The following is an 18,580-nucleotide window of genomic DNA, read 5'->3' on the forward strand; positions in this document are numbered from 1 at the left end:
GATGGCCCTTCCCCGCCGATCGCGTCGAGTCCGGTCACGAGTCGCCGGCGCGCGGCCTGCGGCACCCGGCGACCGAGGTGTAGCAGGCCAACGCCGGTTCGCTCTCGGCCACCGGGGCGCGCAGGTAGTTCTGGTTCTGGACTTCCTTCATCCAAGCGTAGTCAGCGGCGTGCGTCGCGGGGTTCACCCCGGACATCAGCGGGCGGGAGCAGACCGCCGGGTCGACCCGGGCCGGGTCCGCCGGTCCCCGGTGCCGCAGGGCGTCGAGGACCAACGCCTCGGCGACCGCGTCCACCGTGCCGACGCCGTCGTGGTCGGCGGTGTCGGCCGGGCAGATGTCCTGGACCCGCGCGTTGGTGATGTCACCGGGCCCGGTGAGGTCGGCGGCCTCCGGCGGGACCATCGGGTCGAAATCCGATCGGACCACCGTGTAGGAGACGCCCCGGAACGTCTGCTGGTAGGAGTCGACGGCGCGGTAGAAGTTCGCGGGCACGCGCTGCTGCCAGATGGCCGGGTGGCACATCGCCGGGCAGATCTGCGTGCCGAGCGGGGTGCCGTGGCTCGTGGGCGCCAAGGCGATGACGTCGTCCACCATCGGCCGCACGTCGGGCCAGAAGCGCAGTGCCCACCGCGGCACGACCCCGCCCTGGCTGTGGCCGATGACGCTGATCTTGCGGTCTGCCATCGCGCGCATCGTCCGGATGGCGTGGACGACGTACTCGGCGCGCACCTGGATGTCGGTCAGGTTCTGGTTCGCCGCGTCGGGCACGGGCACGTCCGAGGCGCACCACGGGATGCCGGCCCTGGTCAGCGCCGGTTTCCAGTTCCAGCTGAAGTACTGGTCGGTGTTCACCGCGGTGCCGGCGAGCAGGAGGACTGGCGTCGTCCTGGCCCGGCGGACGTTGCCGGTGCACGTGAGGCTCGCCTCCAGCCGGTCGACCGGCACGCTGAGCCGAGGGCCCTTGCGGTCGACCGGCGCGAACTCGGCCGTGGAGCCGCCCGCCGGCGTGGCGTGCGTTGCGACCAGGAGTGCGACGAGCGCGACCACACGGGCGAAGCGAACGACCACGACTACCTCGTTTCACGTCGTTGCGGGAGGGTGCGGCGGTACTAGTGGCCCCGGGCGCACATGCTGTACCCGTCGCGGATGATCATCGCCGCCATCGGGACGTAGGACGCCGGGTCCTCCGGGACGACCGCGGCCAGCCCGTCGCAGTAGCGGTTGTACATGGCGAAAGCGGCGCCGATGAGGACGGTGTCGTGGATCTCGGTGTCGGTGGCGCCGTGCTCACGGGCCACGGCGACCATGTCTGCGGTGACGGCCCGGCCGCTCTCCTGCACGGCGCCCGCGATGCGCAGCAGCGCCTTGATCCTGGGCGACACCGGCGCGCTGTCGAGGTCGGCCAGGACCTTCTCCAGCACCGCTCGTGCGTCCGGGTCCGCGCTCTGCTGCACGCTCATCTGGCCGTGCGTGGAGGTGCAGAAGTAGCAGTCGTTGAGCGACGACGCGTACGCCGCCATCAGCTCGCGCTCGGACCTGGTCAGCGAGTTCGCGTCGCGGAGCAGGACTTCGGCGAGCTCGCTGAGCGGCGTGCCCGTCTCCAGGCGGTACTGCATGAGGCCCGGTGTACCGGGGAACGCCTGGGCGGGCATCGTGACGTGTGGCATCCGTGTCTCCCTCTCCAGTGATCGCGTGATCGCGTGATCGCGACGGAGGCGCCGGTCCGCGACGAGAGGATCGGTTGCCGTGCCCCCAAACGTGAGATCAGTACACTACTACCTATCTTTGTAGTCAAGCGGCACCACAGGGAGACCTTGACCAGTGTCGCCTACCGGCTCTAGCAGCCAACATCACCCGTTCGAAGGCTCGCCGAAGCCGGTCCACATCACTACCGTCTACTGAAGTGGTCTCCCGAGGTTGAGGAGATTGGCGGGGTTCGAACCCACGGGCCGACATCGCGGTGGTGGACCGGCCGTGTGGTTGAGTGTTCGACCATTGTCCCCACAACCATGTACTCTATGGATTCATGGAGGACGTGACGGATGGCCCGGCCAACAAGGCGGCTTTGTTCGAAGCGTTCGCCCAGGTGGGCAAGGCGCTCGCCAGCGGGAAGCGGCTGGAGATGATCGACGTGCTCGCCCAGGGCGAGCGGTCGGTCGAGGTGCTGGCCACCACCGTGGGCATCGGGTTGACGACCGCCTCCAACAACCTCCAGGTGCTCAAGCAGGCAGGCCTGGTCGCCACCCGCCGCGAGGGCACGAAGGTCTTCTACCGGCTCGCCGGCGCCGACGTCATGGCCTTGTGGGCGCAGCTGCGCGAAGTCGCGTCCGGGCACCTCGCCGGCGTCGACCGCGCCCGCGCCGCCTACCTCGGCCCCGACGACACCGAGCAGCTGACCCGCGACGAGCTGCTCCGGCGGATCGAGCAGGGCGACGTCACGGTGATCGACGTGCGGCCGCGCGAGGAGTACGACGCCGGGCACATCCCGGGCGCGCTGTCCGTCCCGTTGCACGAGCTCGCCGACCGGCTCGCCGACCTCCCCGCCGACAGCACGGTGGTGGCCTACTGCCGCGGCTCCTACTGCGTGCTCGCACACGACGCTGTGCGCACCCTGCTCGCCAACGGCCGCACGGCCGTCCGCCTGGCCGACGGCATGCTGGAGTGGAAGCTGGCGGACCTGCCGCTCGCGCGCTGATCCGCGCCCGTCAGCGGAACGTCGCCATCGCCCGGACCAGTCGGTCCACCTCGTCGTCGTCGGTGACGACGCTCGGTCCGAACCGCACGTAGGACTCCCGGTACGGCGTGGTCCCGGCCGCGATGCGGTGCTCGTCGTGGAGCCGACCCACCACCTGCTCGCCGTCGACCCCCTCGACCTCGCAGCAGACGATGCCCGCGGACACCTCCGCCGACCGCGGCGTGACGACCCGCACGGCGGGCAACCCGGCCAGTCCCTCCTTCAGCCGCGCCACCTGGCTCCTGATCCGCTCGGCGACCCTTGACCGGCCGATCGCCTCCTGGAACGCGACGGCCTCCGGCAGCGCCCAGCGGTTCTCGAAGCTGTGGTAGCCGCCGGGGGTGTTGAGGGTGCCCGGGTCGCCGACCGGGGGTCGACCGGTGAGCCACCCGGTGAACGCCGGGACCGAGAAGCTCGGGATGACGGTGTCCACCCGCGGCCAGGCCGACGGCCGCCCCCACACGAACCCGGTCCCGCGCGGGCCGAACAGCCACTTGTGGGTCGAGGCCATGAAGAAGTCCGCGCCGAGGTCGGGGATGTCGACGTCCTCGGCGGCGAACCCGTGCACACCGTCGACGCACAGCAGGATGCGCTCCCGCTCGCCGCGCCGCGCGTTGATGCGGGCGATCGCGTCGGAGACGGCCCGGATCGGCACCTTGACGCCGGTGCTGGAATGCACCCACGTCAGCGCCACGACACGGGTCCGGCCGGTCACCGCGCGGCGCAGCCGGTCGGTCATCTCCTCCGCGGACGCGGTCGCCGGGTCCGCGTACAGGGGCACTTGGCGCACGCGTACCCCGTGCGCGCTCGCCCGCAGCCTCAGGCTTTCATGCGTGGAGTAGAACTCGTGCGGCGTCGTGAGCACCTCGTCCCCGGGCTTCAGCCGCAGGCCGCCGTAGACGAGTCCGATGCCCATCGTCGCGCTGTCGGTCAGGGCGATCTCGCCCGGCATCGCGCCGGTGTACCTCGCGAGCGCCGCCTGCGCACGCCCGCTGTACTCCAAATCAGCGACACCCATGTGGAAATCCGCCGGGGAACTGTCGAGCCGATCACGGAAGAAGGCTATTGCTTCCCGTACCGAGCGCGGTGGAGAGGCGAGCATGAACGCGGCGAAGTGCGCGTAGTCGGGCCTCAGCGCGAACTCGCGGCGCACCGAGCCCCAGTCGCCGGGGTCGAACGCCGCAGACGTCGCCTCCGCTTCGACCACCGACTGGGCGGCCACCGCTCCAGCAGCCGTTGCCGCGGCACCGACCCACGCCCCGGCACGCAGCACCGCACGTCGGCCGACCGCACCATCAGCCTGCGCCGCCAACCGGGGAACACCGTCGTTTGACACCATCGCGGCCTCCCGCCAAAGACGACCAAGACCTCCGACACGCTAGCACTCGACTATATCTAGCTGAAGCGTTTTCCCCGCATTACGACATCTGCCCGACCGGCTGCCCCCGTGTACCGAACGCGGTGAGCCGATATCGTGGCACCGGCCGACTGCGCGACCGAGAGGCGAAGCACGATGGCGACGGTTGATGTTTTCCCGCTCGTGGACGAGGGGTTGGGCAACTCCGCCTACCTGGTCGACCTGGGTGACGGACGTGGTCTGGTCGTCGACGCGAGCCTGGACCTCCGCCGGGCGTGGGCCGCGGCCCACCGCCGCGGGCTGACCCTGGCGTTCGCGGCCGAGACCCACCTGCACGCGGACTTCGTCTCGGGCGCACGGCAGCTCGCGGAGACCGCAGGCGCGCGGGTGCTGGCCTCGGCGGCGGGCCGCCGCGAGTTCCCCCACCTCGGACTGCGCGACGACGAGGAGGTGGACCTGGGCGGTCTCCGGCTGCGTGCCCTGACCACTCCCGGCCACACCCACGAGCACCTCGCGTACCTGCTCTTGGACGGCGACCGCCCGGTCGGGGTGTTCACCGGCGGCTCGCTCCTGGTCGGCACCGCCGCCCGCACCGACCTGGTGGCCCCGGAGCAGACCACTCCCCTGGCCCGCGCCCAGCACGCCTCGCTGCGCAGGCTCGCGCGGCTGCCCGACGACGTGGTGGTGTGGCCGACCCATGGCGCGGGCTCGTTCTGCTCTGCGGCGCCCGGCGCCGAGCGCACCAGCACCATCGGTCACGAAAAGGCGACGAACCCCCTGCTGCGCATCGAGGACGAGGACACCTTCGTCACGGCCCTGCTCGGATCGCTCGGCAGCTACCCCACGTACTTCCGACAACTGCCGGAGGTCAACCGCCGGGGCCCGGAACTGCTCAAGGCCGACCCGGCGTTGGCGGCGCTCGACGTGCCGGCGGTCGAGTCGCTCGTGTCGGCGGGCGCGGACGTCGTCGACGTGCGACCGGTGGCGGACTTCGCCGCCGGGCACGTCCCCGGAGCGCTGTCCGATCCCCTGCGCCCGGCGTTCGCCTCGTGGCTCGGCTGGCTGACCGCGCTCGACCGCCCTCTGGTGATCGTGCGCGACCCGGACCAGGACGCCGACGACATCGCGTGGCAGGCGGCGAAGATCGGTTGCGACGTGGTCGGCGAGCTGGCCGGGGGCATGGCGGCCTGGACGGCAGAGGGGCGCCCGACGGCCTCGATCGACCTGCTGCAGGCCGCGGACCTCGACCACGCCGCCGTGCTGGACGTGCGCCAGCGGGCGGAGTACGCCGCCGGCCACGTCCCGGGCGCGACGCACCTCGAACTCGGCGCGGTCGCCGACCACGCCGACGAGCTGCCGACCGGGCGGACGATCGTGATGTGCGGCCACGGCGAGCGCGCGATGAGCGCGGCCAGCGTGCTGCGACGCGCCGGTCACCGAGATGTCGCCGTGGTCACCGGTGGTCCGCGGGAGTGGGCGGAGGCGACCGGCGCATCGCTGGTCACGGACGCCGGCTGAACGGTCGGCTTCCCCGCCGTCCGGAAACCCGGTGGCGGCCGGGGTGCCCAGACGGCGGGCGCTCGTGGTGACGACGCTAATGCGCGTCGCCGAAGGCCCGGATCGCGCTGGTGAAGAACCGCCATGCCTGCGCACGGGTCAGGTGGCCGGCCGCGACGATGTCCTCCAGCGCCCTGACGACGCAGGCCGCGTACCGGTGGCGGGGCATCGCCGGATCGTCGTAGCCGCAAGGGATCTCGGGGAACGTGACGCGCTCGCCCGCCCGGACGTCGTACAGCTTGTTGCGCACGCCGCCCGGCCACAGGACCTCGACCGTGCCGGTGCCGGCCGCGCCCATGCCGAACGTGCCCTCGCCGGAGTCCTGCGACGCGTAGGACGATCCCGCGGTGACGGGGTGCAACGCGGGCGCGCCGTTCTTCGGCGTGAACTTCACCATCGCGCCGATGCCGTTGCGGTTGACCTGACCGTCGGGTGTCGTCCCGACGCTGCCGAGCGTGCGCACCGTGGCCGAGCCGTTGCCGTTGCCGCCGTTGATCTCGACCGAGAGGTCGCCCTCGACCGTGTGGTTGCCGGTCGGGACGAACACCGAGCCCTCGATCCGGTACACCTTGAGGAACGCGGCCTCCTCGTCGAACACGCCGTACCGGTCGAACCGCACCTCGTCCTTGTACCTGGTGGTGTCGCCGACCTTGATCGACTGCGCCGCGCTGACGATGTCGGTGAAGCCGTCCCGGTCCAGGTCGCCGACGGCCACGCCGATGACGCTGCGCTTGGTGTGGTCGGTGGTCGACAGGGCCGCCTCGTCGTAGTCGAATGACGGGAAGAAGCCCTTGCGCAGCGCGCCCGGCCCCTTGTTCCGCAGCAGCGTGCCGGGGTTGTCCGCAGTCACCAGGTTCATCCCGTCGATGCTCCCGTGGAGCAGGATGTCGGTGGCGCCGTCGTTGTCGTAGTCGAACGTCGAGGTGCCCCACGCCCAGGGTGTGGCGCCCAGGCCGCCGAGCGTCGGGTCGGCGTCGCCGTTGTCGGTCACCGGTGTCGTGACGGAGCTGCGCCGCGAGTCCACGAACGTGCCGTCGGGGCGCTGGAGGAACCACCGGCTGGTCATGTCGCCGTTCTGGTGCGGCATGCCGGGCACCGGCAGCTTCATGTAGTCGCCCGCGTTGGAGGCGAACAGGTCGAGCGTGCCGTCGAAGTTGAAGTCGCCGAACGAGGTGCCGGCCCAGCCTCCCCACTCGGCGAGGCCCGCGCTCGTCGTGATGTCCTCGAAGCGACCGGCGCCGTCGTTGCGGTGGACCCGGACGAACCCCCGGTCCACCCCGCCGTACTTCTTCGGCTGCACCAGTGCCTGGTGGTTGGACGTGACGAGGTCGGTGTCGCCGTCCTGGTCGTAGTCCACGGCGGTGACCGACCAGGTGAGCTCTTCACGCGCCGGGTCGGGCACCACCCCGTCGATCTTGACGGGCGCGAAGCCGGACGTGGCGCTGATGTCGGTGAAGCTGCGCCCGTCGAGATTCTTGAACAGCTGGTTGGGCTGGTTCAACGCGTGCGGGACGCGGAGGATCGCCAACGCCGTGTTCATGTCGTAGGCGTTGGCTACGGCGATCTCGACCAGCCCGTCGTTGTCGATGTCGGCCATCGTGCAGCTGATGTGGCTGTAGGCACCCGCCGCGATGTCCCCTGCGGCGCTGGTGATGTCGGCGAACGTGCCGTCGCCCTGGTTGCGCAGGAGGTGGTTGGCGGTGTTGCGGCCGAGCAGGTAGAGGTCGGTGTCGTCGTCGTTGTCGATGTCGCCCGCGCAGGCCCCGTTGACGTCGAGGTCGGTGAACGTGACGCCCGCGGCGGCGGCCGTGTCCACGAAGGACAGTCGACCCGTCTGCTCCAGCTGGTTCTGGTAGAGGCTGTTCGGGCTGCCGGGCCCGTTGCTGACGAAGAAGTCCAGGTCGTCGTCGCCGTCGTAGTCGAACACCACCACACCTGGGACACCGTGGGTGTGCACCCCTTCCGCGGCGAAGTCCTCCTGGGTGACGTGCGGGCGCCGGAGGTTGGCCACGCTTCTCCAGTGCTCGGCCGAAGGCGTGCGCCGGTACCGGTCGAGCGCGGTGCCGGGCAGCGCGATCTCGGTGAACACGACCTGCCCGCCCGCCGGCGCCGACGCCGCCGGCGGGCCCGCGGCGACGGGCAGGGCCGCCAGCAGGATCACCGGGAGTCCCAGGCGGAGGGGACGGGAGAGGCGGGTCATGGTGCCCCCATTCGGAGTAGATCACTGACGACCGAGCACAGACTCCGGCCTGTCCACTTCATTTTACTGTAGTGGCATGCCGGGAGTACGTCCAGCAGACCTAGCAGGCATGACGACGTCCCGCGCCCGTACATGTGCTGACGCGCACGGCAAGCAGCCGAGCACGCGCGACCGCGGCCGACCGGACGCCGGCACCAGGTCGTTCACAGACCACTATCGGTTCAGCAAGTCCACCGCCGCAGTCGACAACGCACTGGCGTTACGATCTCGCACCCCTGCGCTATTGCGCACGACATCATGAATAAACCGCGTGACCCCGTTCACAGTTCGGCAACCACCATTGACAGCAACAATTCCGATAACGCGCGAACCGTCATTAACGGCGAACCGACCGATCAGCGGTATGGCGTCTCGGACGACCGTGGTTCGGTGAAATGACGAACCACTGTCTGCGGAAGTGGAGCGACATGCTGACGTTGGGCATCAGCGGTCATTTCGACCTGCTGCCGGGGTTGTACCGGACCTACATGCACGACGCCACCGCCTGTCTGGTGGCCGACGGCGAACTCGTCGTGGCGGTCGAAGAGGAGCGGTTCAACCGGATCAAGAAGACGAACAAGTTCCCGGCCGGCGCCATTCGCGCGTGCCTGGAACTGGCCGGTGTCGAGCCGGGCGAAATCGACGCCGTCGGCTACTACTTCGACCGCGACCTGGTCGACCTCGGGTTGGGCAACTTCCACGTGGCCACGCCGGTCCAGCCGGTCCGCTGGGGCATCGACCTCCTCCAGGAGAGGCTGCGCGAGCACTTCGACTGGGAAATCCCCGCCGACCGGATCATGTTCACCCGGCACCACCTCGCGCACGCGTGGTCGTCGTTCGCCCGGTCGGGCATGTCGGACGCGTTGGTGGTCGTGATGGACGGCCGCGGCGAGAACGTCTCGACCACGATCTACCTGGCCGGGTCGGGTGAGATGCGCGAGTTGCGGTCGTACTCCGTGCCGCAATCACTCGGTCTGCTCTACCAGGACGCGATCGGGCACGTCGGCTACGGGTTCGGCGACGAGTATAAGGTCATGGGGCTGGCCCCGTACGGCGACCCGGCGACCTACCGCGAGCAGTTCCGCAGCCTCTACACGCTCCTCCCCGACGGCGACTACGCCATGACGCCGCCGATGCCGGACATCAACCCCACCGTGGCCGCGTTCTACGACATGGGGTTCGTCGCGCGGCGCGCCGGCGAGCCGGTGACGCAGGAGCACAAGGACTTCGCCGCAGGACTCCAGGAAACGCTGGAGATCCTGGCCATGCACGTGCTCGCGCACTGGGCCCGGCAGACCGGCGCGACCAGGCTGTGCTTCACCGGCGGCGTCGCGCACAACAGCAGCCTCAACGGCGTGATCCTGCGCTCGGGCCTGTTCGACGAGGTGTTCGTGCACCCGTCGTCGCACGACGCCGGCGCGGCGGAAGGCGCGGCCATCGTCGCCGCGGCCCGTCTCGGCACGCCGCACACCAAGGTCGAACGGCTGGTGAGCGCGAGCCTCGGCCCCGACCTCGGCACACCGGACGAGGTGGAGCGGGCGTTGCGGGCGTGGAGCGGCATCGTCGAGATCGACCGCGCGGCCGACGTCGTGGGTGCGACGGCGGAACTGCTCGCGGGCGGCGCGGTGGTCGGGTGGGCGCACGGGCGTTCGGAGTTCGGGCCGCGCGCGTTGGGCAACCGGAGCATCCTGGCCGACGCACGACCGGTGGAGAACCGGGACCGGATCAACGCCATGGTGAAGAAGCGCGAAGGCTTCCGGCCGTTCGCGCCCGCCGTCACCCGCGAAGCCGCCGCCACCTACTTCGACCTCACCGACACCACGGCGGACCACAGCTTCATGTCGTTCGTGGTCCACGTCCACGACGACCGGCGAGCCGAACTGGGCGCCGTGACGCACGTCGACGGCACCGCCCGGGTCCAGGTCGTCACACCCGAGGCCAACGCCCGCTTCCACGAGCTGATCACCCGGTTCGGCGAACTCACCGGCACACCCGTCCTGCTCAACACCTCGTTCAACAACAACGCCGAACCGATCGTGCAATCCGTGCACGACACGCTCACCACGTACCTGACGACCGAAATCGACGTGCTCGTGGTCGAGGACTTCCTGGTCCGACGACGGGAGCCGGTCGCACAGGCGCTGGACGACCTGGTGCTGACGCTGCGCCCGGTGACCCGGCTGAGGCAGGACTGGCGACCCGGCGACGAGGTGAAGGGCGAGGTCTACCTGGACTACTCGTTCGGCCCTTCGGCGACGGTGTCACCGGCCGTGTTCAACCTGTTGGCCGCGGCGGACGGCGAGAGCACGGTGGCCGCGTTGGCCGGGACGCTGACCGACGAGGTGCGCGCGGAACTGGTGTCGTTGTGGCAGCGGCGGTTCTTCGCGCTCACGCCCAAGCCCTGACGGCGGCGCCGGTGGTCCTGGGCGGGACCACCGGCGGCTGCGTCACCGGCTCAGCAGCTTCTCCAACGCGTCCGCGGCGGCGGGTGCACCGCCGCTGGAGCGGACCACCTCGCTCATCGCCTCGACGGCCGCCCGGTTCGCGGACGCCGCCGACACCGCGGCACGCAGCCCCTCCGGCGTCTGGTCCTCCAGCGTGACGCCGAGGCCCAGCTCGGCGGACCGTGCGGCGATGGCGCGCTGTTCGGGGATCTGCGGCACGGTCACGAACGGCACGCCGTGGTACAGCGATTCCATGACCGAGTTCATGCCCGCGTGGCTGAGGAACACCGACGCGTGCCGCAGCACGGCCACCTGCGGCACGCGGGCGTGCGCCGAGATGTTCGCGGGCAGCGGCCCGAGGAGGGCGGGGTCGAGGTCGCCGATCGACATCACGACCTCCCACGGCCCGTCGGCGAACGCCTCGACGCACGCCCGGTAGAAGTCGGGGCGTGAGTTGAACACCGTGCCCAGCGAGATCAGCAGCACCGGCGCGTCGGACGTCGGCGACCACCGCTCGGCGTCCTGCCAGCTGCCCAGCGACGGCCCCACGAAGTGGAACCGGTCGTCGAACGTGTCGGCGGACAGCTGGAACGAGCGCGGCACGAACACGACGTTCATCGGCGCGACGTGGCCGAACATCAGGTTCGGGTCGTCCAGGAAGCTGAACCCGGAAGCGAACTTCGCCATCCGCCCGACCGCGGCGACCAGGTCCGGGTGCTGGTGGTCGAACGACGGCGGCAGGTAGACCTGGGTCGCGGAGAACCGCTCGTTCTCCGCGAACGTGGGCACCAGCGCCACCTCGGGCACGCCGAGCAGGTTGGCCAGCATCCGCCCGGTGAACGTCACCGAGTCGTAGCACACCACGTCCGGCCGGTCGGCTTCGAAGTGCGCGGCCAGCACCGGGAACGACACCTCGGCGTCGTCCAGGAAGTACCCCAGTGTCACCGCCAGCTGCTCGGCGGTGAACTCGCCCCGCGCGTCCAGGTCCGGCGGCAGCTCCGACGGCAGCACGACCGGCGTCGCGCCCGCCTTCACCGCGCCGTCGACGGTGGCGGGCCCGGTGGCGTAGCTGACCCGGTGGCCGCGCCGGACCAACTCCTCCACCACCGGCAGGGTCGGGTTGACGTGCCCGGCGGCGGGCGCGCTGACAAACGCGAAGTGCGCCATCTCAGTCCTCCTCCAGCACCACGGGCAGCGACTTGTGCCCGTTGGTGAAGAACGACCCCAACGGTTCCAGCTCCGCCGACGGCACGGCCAGCCGAAGGTTCGGGAACCGCCCGAACAACGCCCGCAACGCCACCGTCGCCTCCATCCGCGCCAACGGCGAACCCAGGCAGAAGTGCACGCCGTGGCCGAACGCCAAGTGGTCGCGCCGGGACGGGCGGGTGATGTCGAACGCCTCGGCGTCCGCGCCGTGCCGCGCCGGGTCGCGGCCGGCCGCGCCGAAGGACACCAGGATCGCGTCACCCTTGGCGATCGGCACGCCGTCGACCTCCACGTCGTCCACCGCGTAGCGCAGCGGCAGGTTCGGCACGGGAGCCTGCCAGCGCAGCGTCTCGTCCACCACGTCGTCCCAGGTGCTCGTGCCGGTCGTGACGAGGTCGAGCTGGGACGGGTGCGTGGCCAGCGCGTGCACGGCGCTGTCGAGCAGGTTGACCGTGGTCTCGAAGCCCGCGCTGATGGTCAGCAGCAACGTGTCCAGCAGCTCCTGCTCCCCCAGCCGGCTGCCGTCCTCCTCCTGTGCCGCGATCAGGTCGGTGGTCATGTCGTCGCCGGGGTTCGCGCGCTTCTCCGCGACGAGGCCCTTCAGCAGCATGTACAGCTCGGCCGACGCGTCCTGCACGCCTTCGGGGTCGGCGTCGAGGCTGAACACCGCCTCCACCAGCCGGCGCAGGTCGGCGCCCGTCCGCTCGGACAGCCCGAACAGGCCGCTGATCACCCGGATCGGTAGCTGGAACGCGAACTCCGCGCGCAGGTCGATTACGGCGCCGCGCCGCACGGCGGCCAGCCGGTCGATCAGCTCGGCGGTGATCTCCTCGACGCGCGGGCGCATGGCGTCGATGCGCCGCGCGGTGAACGCCTTGGCCACCAGCTTGCGCAGCCGCGTGTGGTCCTCGCCGTAGGCGGTGAACATGTTCTTCATCGCCACCCACATGATCAGCGGCCAGTCGGGCGGGATCTCGCCGTTGCGCCACGCGGGCCAGTGCCGGTTGGCGTCCTTGGAGACGGCCGGGTCGAGCAGCACGGCTTTGACGGCGTCGTGGCCGGTCACCGCCCACGCGCCGATGCCGCCGGGCAGTTCGACGGGCGTGGTGTGGCCGCGGTCGCGCAGCCGGGCCGCCTCGCCGAAGATGTCGCCGCCGGACGGGTCGATGGTGTACCGCTCGACCGGCGGGATCTCGACCGACTGCTCGACGAACGTCGTGCCGCGCGTGGGCGGCTCGGTGACCTCCAGCAGTGCCGCGGTGAACCGGGAGCCCATGCCCAGGCCGATCACCATGATCGTGTCACCGGGTTCCAGGTCGCCGTCGTTGAGCAGGTGGTCCACGCCGAGCAGCTGGTCGCACGGCCCGACGTGGCCCAGTTCGCGCAGGAACGGCCAGGTGGTGCGGTCCAGGTCGATGCCGAGCGGTTCCAGCACCACCACCTGCAGCTGCGCCAGCCCCAGGCCGGTGATCACGAATCGGGTGATGTCGGCGATCGCGACGTTCGCTTCCTTCGCGGCCTGCTCGACCGCCTTGACGAGCGCCTCGCTCATCAGGGTCAGGTAGGGCGCGAGGCCGGTGACCTCGATGGGCGTGCGGTTGCGGTGCCCGAGCGGGTCGGGGATGGACGGGGTGGCGAGGACTTCCATCTGGGTGGCGGAGCTGTTGGCGGTGGCGACCAGCCGGGCCCGGCCGCCGTCGCGGGTGAGCACGGCGGACGCGGCGCCGTCGGCCAGGAAGATGCCGACGGTGGGCTGCCAGCGTTCCCAGCGCGGCGGCAGGAACCGGGCGGTCGCGGTGACCAGGGTCGCGGTGGCGGACCGGTCGGCCACCAGGTGCGCGGCGGCGGCCTGCAGCGCGGCCGAACCGCCGTTGCTGGTCGCCTCCACCTCGAACACCAGGGCGTCACCGAGGCCGAGGACGCGCTGGAGGTGGCACGAGGACGCCATGTGGTCCTGGTGGTCCATCTGCGCGTAGGCGGCCATCGCGATGTCGGCGCCGGTCAACCCCGACTGGCGCAGCGCGCCGATCGCGGCCCGCACCGCCATCGCGTGCTCCGTGAGGTCGTCGGACCGGGTGAACGACGTGAAGTCGGACAGCGCGAGCAGCCGCCGCATGGTGTCGGTGTCGGGCACGGCGTCCGTCGCCTGCGTGCGCGGCGGCAGGTAGTGCCCCGTGCCGCCGATGAACACGTCATCCCAGATCATGGACGTCCCTTTCCCTGAGTTCGGACAACCCGGCGCCGTACCCGCGGAAGTCCGTGAGCCAGCTGCTGATCGCCAGCGCGGTGGAGGCGGAGTGCTGTTCCAGCACGGAGAAGTGGTCGCCGGCGACCACCACCGACTCCTGCCCGGACGGTGGGCGTTCGTGCGCGGTGCCGACGTGCAGCACCGGCGCGGTCGTCGGGTCCGACTGCCACTGCCCGGCCAGGTCGAGGTAGCGGCCCATCGCGACCAGCCGGTCGTCGTCGACGGGGTGGACCTGGTGCTCGGGGTCGAGCACGCCGTCGAGCACCGGTTCTTCGGTCGGGGTGATCAGCACGAGGGCGGCCGGTGTCACGCCCCTGGCTTCGAGGCGGCCGGCGACGGCACGGGCGAGCCACGCCCCGACCGACCGGCCGACCAGCGCGAACTCGCCGACGCCCGCCGCGGCGACCGCGTCGGTCAGCGCGTCCACCAACGCCTCGGCGGTGGCGGGCAGCGGGCCGCCGGTGAAGCCGGGCAGCGGCACGGCGGTCACGTCCCGCATCGCCTCCAACGCGGCGGCGAACCGCGCGTACTCCTCCACGCCGGTGAACGCCAACGCGGACGGCAGGCAGACCAGCGCCGGCGGCACGAACCCGGTGGTGAGCTTGACCGGCGTGACGTCGAGCCGGTCGGACAGCGGGCCGAGCCGTGCCGCGGTGGCCAGCAGCTCCACGCCGTCACGGGTGCGGTCGACGTCGATCGCCTTGCGCAGCAGCACTTCCATCGGCCCGGCGTCCCGGTTGGCGGCGCCGCGCAGCTGCCCGTAGAGGTGGTTGGCCAGCTGGGCGGGCGTCGGGAAGTCGAAGACGGCGGTCGCGGCCAGGTGCAGACCGGTGGCCTCGTTGAGCCGGTTGCGCAGCTCGATCGCGGTCAGCGAGTCGACGCCGTGGTCGCGGAACGCCTGCTGCGGGTCGGCGGTGAGCCGCGTGGTGTGGCCGAGGACGGCCGACGCGTGCGTGGTGATCACGTCCAGCAGCAGGGCGCGCTGCTCGGGTTCGGCCAGTGCGGCGAGCCGACCGAGCAGGTCGGCGGGCGTGACCGCGGGCGCCTTCGTCCGCCGGGACCGCGCCTGGTCGCGCAGCAACGCCGTCGTCGCCGTGGCCGCGTCGAGGTGGGCGGGCACCAGCACCGGCACGCCCGCCGCCAAACCGAGGTCGAACAACGCCAGCGCCCGGTCCGTCGGCAGCGCGTGCAGGCCCCCACGGGCCAGGCGGAGCCGGTCGGCCTCGGTGAGGTGGCCGGTGATGCCGCTCTCCTGCGCCCAGTAACCCCACGCCAGCGACACGGCGGGCAGGCCGAGCGCGTGCCGGTGGCGGGCCAGGCCGTCGAGGAACGCGTTCGCCGCCGCGTAGTTGGCCTGACCGGGACTGCCCAGCACGCCCGCCACGGAGGAGAACAGCACGAACGCGTCCAGGTCGCGGGTCAGCTCGTGCAGGTGCCAGGCCGCGTCCACCTTGGGCCGCAGCACGGCGTCCAACTGCTCGGGGGTGAGGGAGCCGACCACGGCGTCGTCCACGATCCCGGCCGTGTGCACGACCACGCGCAGGTCGTCGATCGTGGCGAGGAGCCCGGCGAGGGCGGCCCGGTCGGCGACGTCGCACGCGGCCACCATGACGATCGCGCCGAGACCGGCCAGTTCGGCCTGGAGTTCCGCCGCGCCGGGGGTGGCGACGCCCCGACGTCCGGCCAGGACCACGTGCCGCACGCCGTGCCCGGTGACGAGGTGGCGTGCGGTCAGGCCACCGAGGACGCCGAACCCGCCGGTGATCAACGCGGTGCCGCGCAGCGGGCGTGGTGCGCCGTCCTGGACGGACTTCGTGAGCCTGGGTGCCAGCGCTTCGCCGTGCCGGAGCCGCAGTTGTGGTTCCGTTTGGGCGAACGCAGTGCGCACGGCGGCCGGGAGCGCTTGGCGAGACGCCTCGGTGTCGTCGTGGTCGACCAGCAGGAACCGGCCGGGGTGCTCGGCCTGCGCGCTGCGCACCAGCCCTTGAGCCGCCGCGAGGGCCAGGTCGTCGCCACGGGTGACGATCACCAGGCGGGTGTCGTCGGTCAGGGCTCGCTGCACGTCGTGGAGCACCTGCCGGGTGAGGGCGTGGGTCTGCTCGACCGGGTCTCCCCCGGTGATCGCGAGGTCGTGGAACTCCACCGGCACGTCCGGCGCGTCGGTGATCGGCAACGGCGTCCAGTCGAGGGTGAACAGGGAGTCGGGGTGGCGGACGACGGCGAGACCGCCCAGCTCGACGGGTCGCAGCACCAGTGAGTCGACGGTGGCGACCGGGGTGCCCGCCGTGTCGGTGACGCCCACCGCGTAGGTGTCCGGCGCGGTGGGCGACAGCACGACGCGGAGGGTGGCGGCCGTGCCGGTGATCGACACGCCCGCGAACGAGAACGGCAGCCTGGCCAGGCCTTGACCCGGGCCGTCGACCTCGGCGGTGATGCCGGTGAGCAGGGTGAGCGGCTGGATCGCCGCGTCCAGCAGGGCCGGGTGGACGCCGTAGCCGGTCAGCTGGGCGTGGTCGGCGGGGAACGCGACCTCGGCGTGCAGGTCGTCGCCATGCCGCCAGAGGGCGCGCAGGCCCTGGAACGTCGGCCCGTAGTCGTAGCCGGCGTCGGCGAGGGTGTCGTACAGGGCGGCGATGTCGAGCGGCGTCGCGCCGGCGGGTGGCCACGTCGTGGGCCCGGCCGGCGGGGTGGCCGGTTCGGGGCTCAGGACGCCGGTGGCGTGGCGGGTCCAGTCGTCCGGTTCGGCGGCCGTGCGCGAGTGCAGGGTGACGGGCCGCCGCCCGGTGCCGTCCGGCGCGCCGACGGTGACCTGGACGTGCACGGTGTCGTGCAGCGGCAGCGGTGCTTCGAGGACGAGTTCGGCCAGCACCGGGCAACCGACCTGACCACCCGCGCGCAACACCAGCTCCACGAACCCGGTCGCGGGCAGGAGAGCCGTGCCGAGGACGGTGTGCTCGGCCAACCACGGGTGCGCGGACCGTGCCAGCACACCGGTCAGCACCACGCCCTGGCCGTCGGGCAGCGTCACCGACGCCCGCAGCAACGGGTGGTCCAGCGCGTCGAGGCCCGCGCCGGCCACGTCCGCCGGCACGCTCGGCACCAGCCAGAACCGTTCCCGTTGGAACGGGTAGGCGGGCAGGTCGACGTGGACGCGCGGCGCGGGCGGACGCCAGTCCGCGCCCTGTTCCCAGAGCCTGCCGAGGGCGGCGAGGACACGTTCGGGCTCATCGTGACCACGCCGCATCACACCGGTCGGCACGAGCGTGGGATGCGGCCCGACTTCGAGGAAGGTGGTCACACCGTTGGCACGCAACCACTCCATGCCATCGGAGAACCGCACCGCCTCCCGCGCCTGCCGCACCCAATACCCGGCGTCGAAAGCCCTGCCTGCGGAAGGGTCCCCGCCCAGGGGATCCCTGTTTTCAACGCTAAATCGTCGACACAATCGGGATTTGTGGATAACCGAACGACAGCCCCTCCACAACCCGAGCGAACTCGGCCAGCATCGGGTCCATGTGCGCCGAGTGGAACGCGTGACTCACGGAGAGCCGCCGCGTCTCGCGTCCCCGTTCCCGCCACAGTTCGGCGACCTCCAGCACCGCGTCCTCGTCACCCGAGATCACCACCGCGTCAGGCCCGTTGACCGCCGCGATCTCAACGCCGTCGATGAGGACGATTTCCGACTCGGACGCCCGGATCGACACCATCGCCCCACCCGACGGCAACTCCTGCATCAACCGACCACGCGCCGACACCAACGTGCACGCATCGTCCAAGCTCAACACACCGGCCACATGCGCGGCAGCGATCTCGCCCACCGAATGACCGATCAAGTAATCCGGCTTCAGACCCAACGACTCCACCAACCGGTACAACGCAACCTCAACCGCGAACAACGCAGGCTGCGTAAACCGGGTCTGATCCAGATCCACCTCCCACAACGACAACCCGAGCCGCCCGCACACCTCGTCCAACGCCTCAGCGAACACCGGATACGTGTCGTAAAGACCTCGACCCATCCCCCGCCACTGCGAACCCTGACCCGAGAACACGAACACGGTCTTGCCGGCACGCGCCGCGACGACCGGGGCGTCGGCCAAGGCGTCGAGGTCGGCCAGGAGCCTGCTCGGATCGGTCAGGGCGGCGCGGTACGGGAACCGCGTGCGCGCCGCCAACGCAGGACCAACCGCCGGGTCGTCGGCGAAGTCGCGCAGCCGTCGTGCCTGCGCCCGCAACGCCTCCGGCGACTTCGCCGACAGCAGCCACGGCACGGGCGCGACCACCTCGACCGGTTCACCCGAAGGCGGTTCTTCGAGGATCACGTGGGCGTTGGTGCCGCTGATCCCGAACGCGGAGACACCTGCCCGGCGCGGACGGTCGGTCCGCGGCCACGGTCGGGTCTCGGTGAGGAGCCGGATCTCCCCCTGCTCCCACTCGACGTGCGGTGTCGGCTCGTCCACGTGCAGCGTCTTCGGCAGCGAGCCGTGACGCAGGGCCTCGATCATCTTGATCACACCGGCAACACCCGCCGCCGCCTGCGTATGGCCGATGTTCGACTTCACCGACCCCAACCACAACGGCTCCGAACGCTCCTGACCATAAGTCGCCAACACAGCCTGCGCCTCGATCGGATCACCCAAAGTAGTGCCAGTCCCATGCGCCTCCACCGCATCCACATCAGCCGGCGACAACCCAGCATTCGCCAACGCCTGCCGAATCACCCGCTCCTGCGACGGACCATTAGGCGCAGTCAACCCATTCGACGCACCATCCTGATTCACCGCGCTGCCGCGC

General features: G+C 71.2%; 10 protein-coding genes and 1 pseudogene. 3 read left to right on the forward strand and 8 right to left on the reverse strand.

Translation table 11 applies throughout. The features are described from left to right. Window positions 1-34: 34 nt before the first annotated feature. Both ADK67_RS02960 and ADK67_RS02965 read right to left on the reverse strand, forming a co-directional pair. A complete protein-coding gene (locus ADK67_RS02960) occupies window positions 35-1,069 on the reverse strand; it encodes an esterase/lipase family protein (RefSeq protein ID WP_053714807.1) in 1,035 nt (344 codons plus the stop codon). Between the two features lie 41 nt (window positions 1,070-1,110). After that, window positions 1,111-1,668 carry a carboxymuconolactone decarboxylase family protein gene (locus ADK67_RS02965; protein ID WP_053714808.1) on the reverse strand — a complete coding sequence of 186 codons (558 nt, stop codon included), beginning with the start codon at window positions 1,666-1,668 and terminating at the stop codon, window positions 1,111-1,113. Window positions 1,669-2,027: 359 nt separating this feature from the next. Here ADK67_RS02965 and ADK67_RS02970 point away from each other — a divergent pair, with 359 nt between their 5' ends. After that, a complete protein-coding gene (locus tag ADK67_RS02970; RefSeq protein WP_053714809.1) occupies window positions 2,028-2,696 on the forward strand; it encodes an ArsR/SmtB family transcription factor in 669 nt (222 codons plus the stop codon). A gap of 10 nt (window positions 2,697-2,706) precedes the next feature. Here ADK67_RS02970 and ADK67_RS02975 read toward each other — a convergent pair whose 3' ends face one another. Continuing rightward, window positions 2,707-4,074 carry an aminotransferase class V-fold PLP-dependent enzyme gene (locus ADK67_RS02975; protein WP_063797481.1) on the reverse strand — a complete coding sequence of 456 codons (1,368 nt, stop codon included), beginning with the start codon at window positions 4,072-4,074 and terminating at the stop codon, window positions 2,707-2,709. A gap of 174 nt (window positions 4,075-4,248) precedes the next feature. Here ADK67_RS02975 and ADK67_RS02980 point away from each other — a divergent pair, with 174 nt between their 5' ends. Then, window positions 4,249-5,610: an MBL fold metallo-hydrolase gene (locus ADK67_RS02980; protein ID WP_053714811.1), complete on the forward strand. Its 1,362-nt coding sequence runs from the start codon at window positions 4,249-4,251 to the stop codon at window positions 5,608-5,610. Window positions 5,611-5,686: 76 nt separating this feature from the next. Here the strand turns inward: ADK67_RS02980 and ADK67_RS02985 are convergent, their stop codons facing one another. Beyond that, window positions 5,687-7,849, reverse strand: coding sequence for a CRTAC1 family protein (locus tag ADK67_RS02985; RefSeq protein ID WP_082403168.1), 2,163 nt, complete (start codon window positions 7,847-7,849; stop codon window positions 5,687-5,689). A gap of 434 nt (window positions 7,850-8,283) precedes the next feature. Between ADK67_RS02985 and ADK67_RS02990 the strand changes: the two genes are divergently transcribed. After that, entirely contained in the window at window positions 8,284-10,293 is a 2,010-nt protein-coding gene (locus ADK67_RS02990) for a carbamoyltransferase family protein (RefSeq protein WP_231647985.1), read from the forward strand. A 42-nt stretch (window positions 10,294-10,335) separates the two neighbouring features. Here the strand turns inward: ADK67_RS02990 and ADK67_RS02995 are convergent, their stop codons facing one another. The 4 genes and pseudogenes from ADK67_RS02995 to ADK67_RS03010 form a co-directional block, all read right to left on the reverse strand. Next, window positions 10,336-11,499: a macrolide family glycosyltransferase gene (locus tag ADK67_RS02995; protein WP_053714813.1), complete on the reverse strand. Its 1,164-nt coding sequence runs from the start codon at window positions 11,497-11,499 to the stop codon at window positions 10,336-10,338. 1 nt (window position 11,500) lies between these two features. Next, window positions 11,501-13,744, reverse strand: a complete 2,244-nt coding sequence (locus tag ADK67_RS55020) for a cytochrome P450 (RefSeq protein ID WP_197289246.1) — start codon at window positions 13,742-13,744, stop codon at window positions 11,501-11,503. Next, window positions 13,731-17,108 (reverse strand): type I polyketide synthase, encoded by a 3,378-nt coding sequence (locus tag ADK67_RS03005; RefSeq protein WP_157619863.1) that lies wholly within the window; start codon window positions 17,106-17,108, stop codon window positions 13,731-13,733. Before ADK67_RS03005 ends, ADK67_RS55020 begins: the two co-directional genes overlap by 14 nt. Before the next feature lie 109 nt (window positions 17,109-17,217). Next, window positions 17,218-18,580: pseudogene (locus tag ADK67_RS03010) on the reverse strand (acyltransferase domain-containing protein); the annotation flags it as partial.

Source organism: Saccharothrix sp. NRRL B-16348 (genome assembly GCF_001280085.1).
Classification (GTDB): domain Bacteria; phylum Actinomycetota; class Actinomycetes; order Mycobacteriales; family Pseudonocardiaceae; genus Actinosynnema.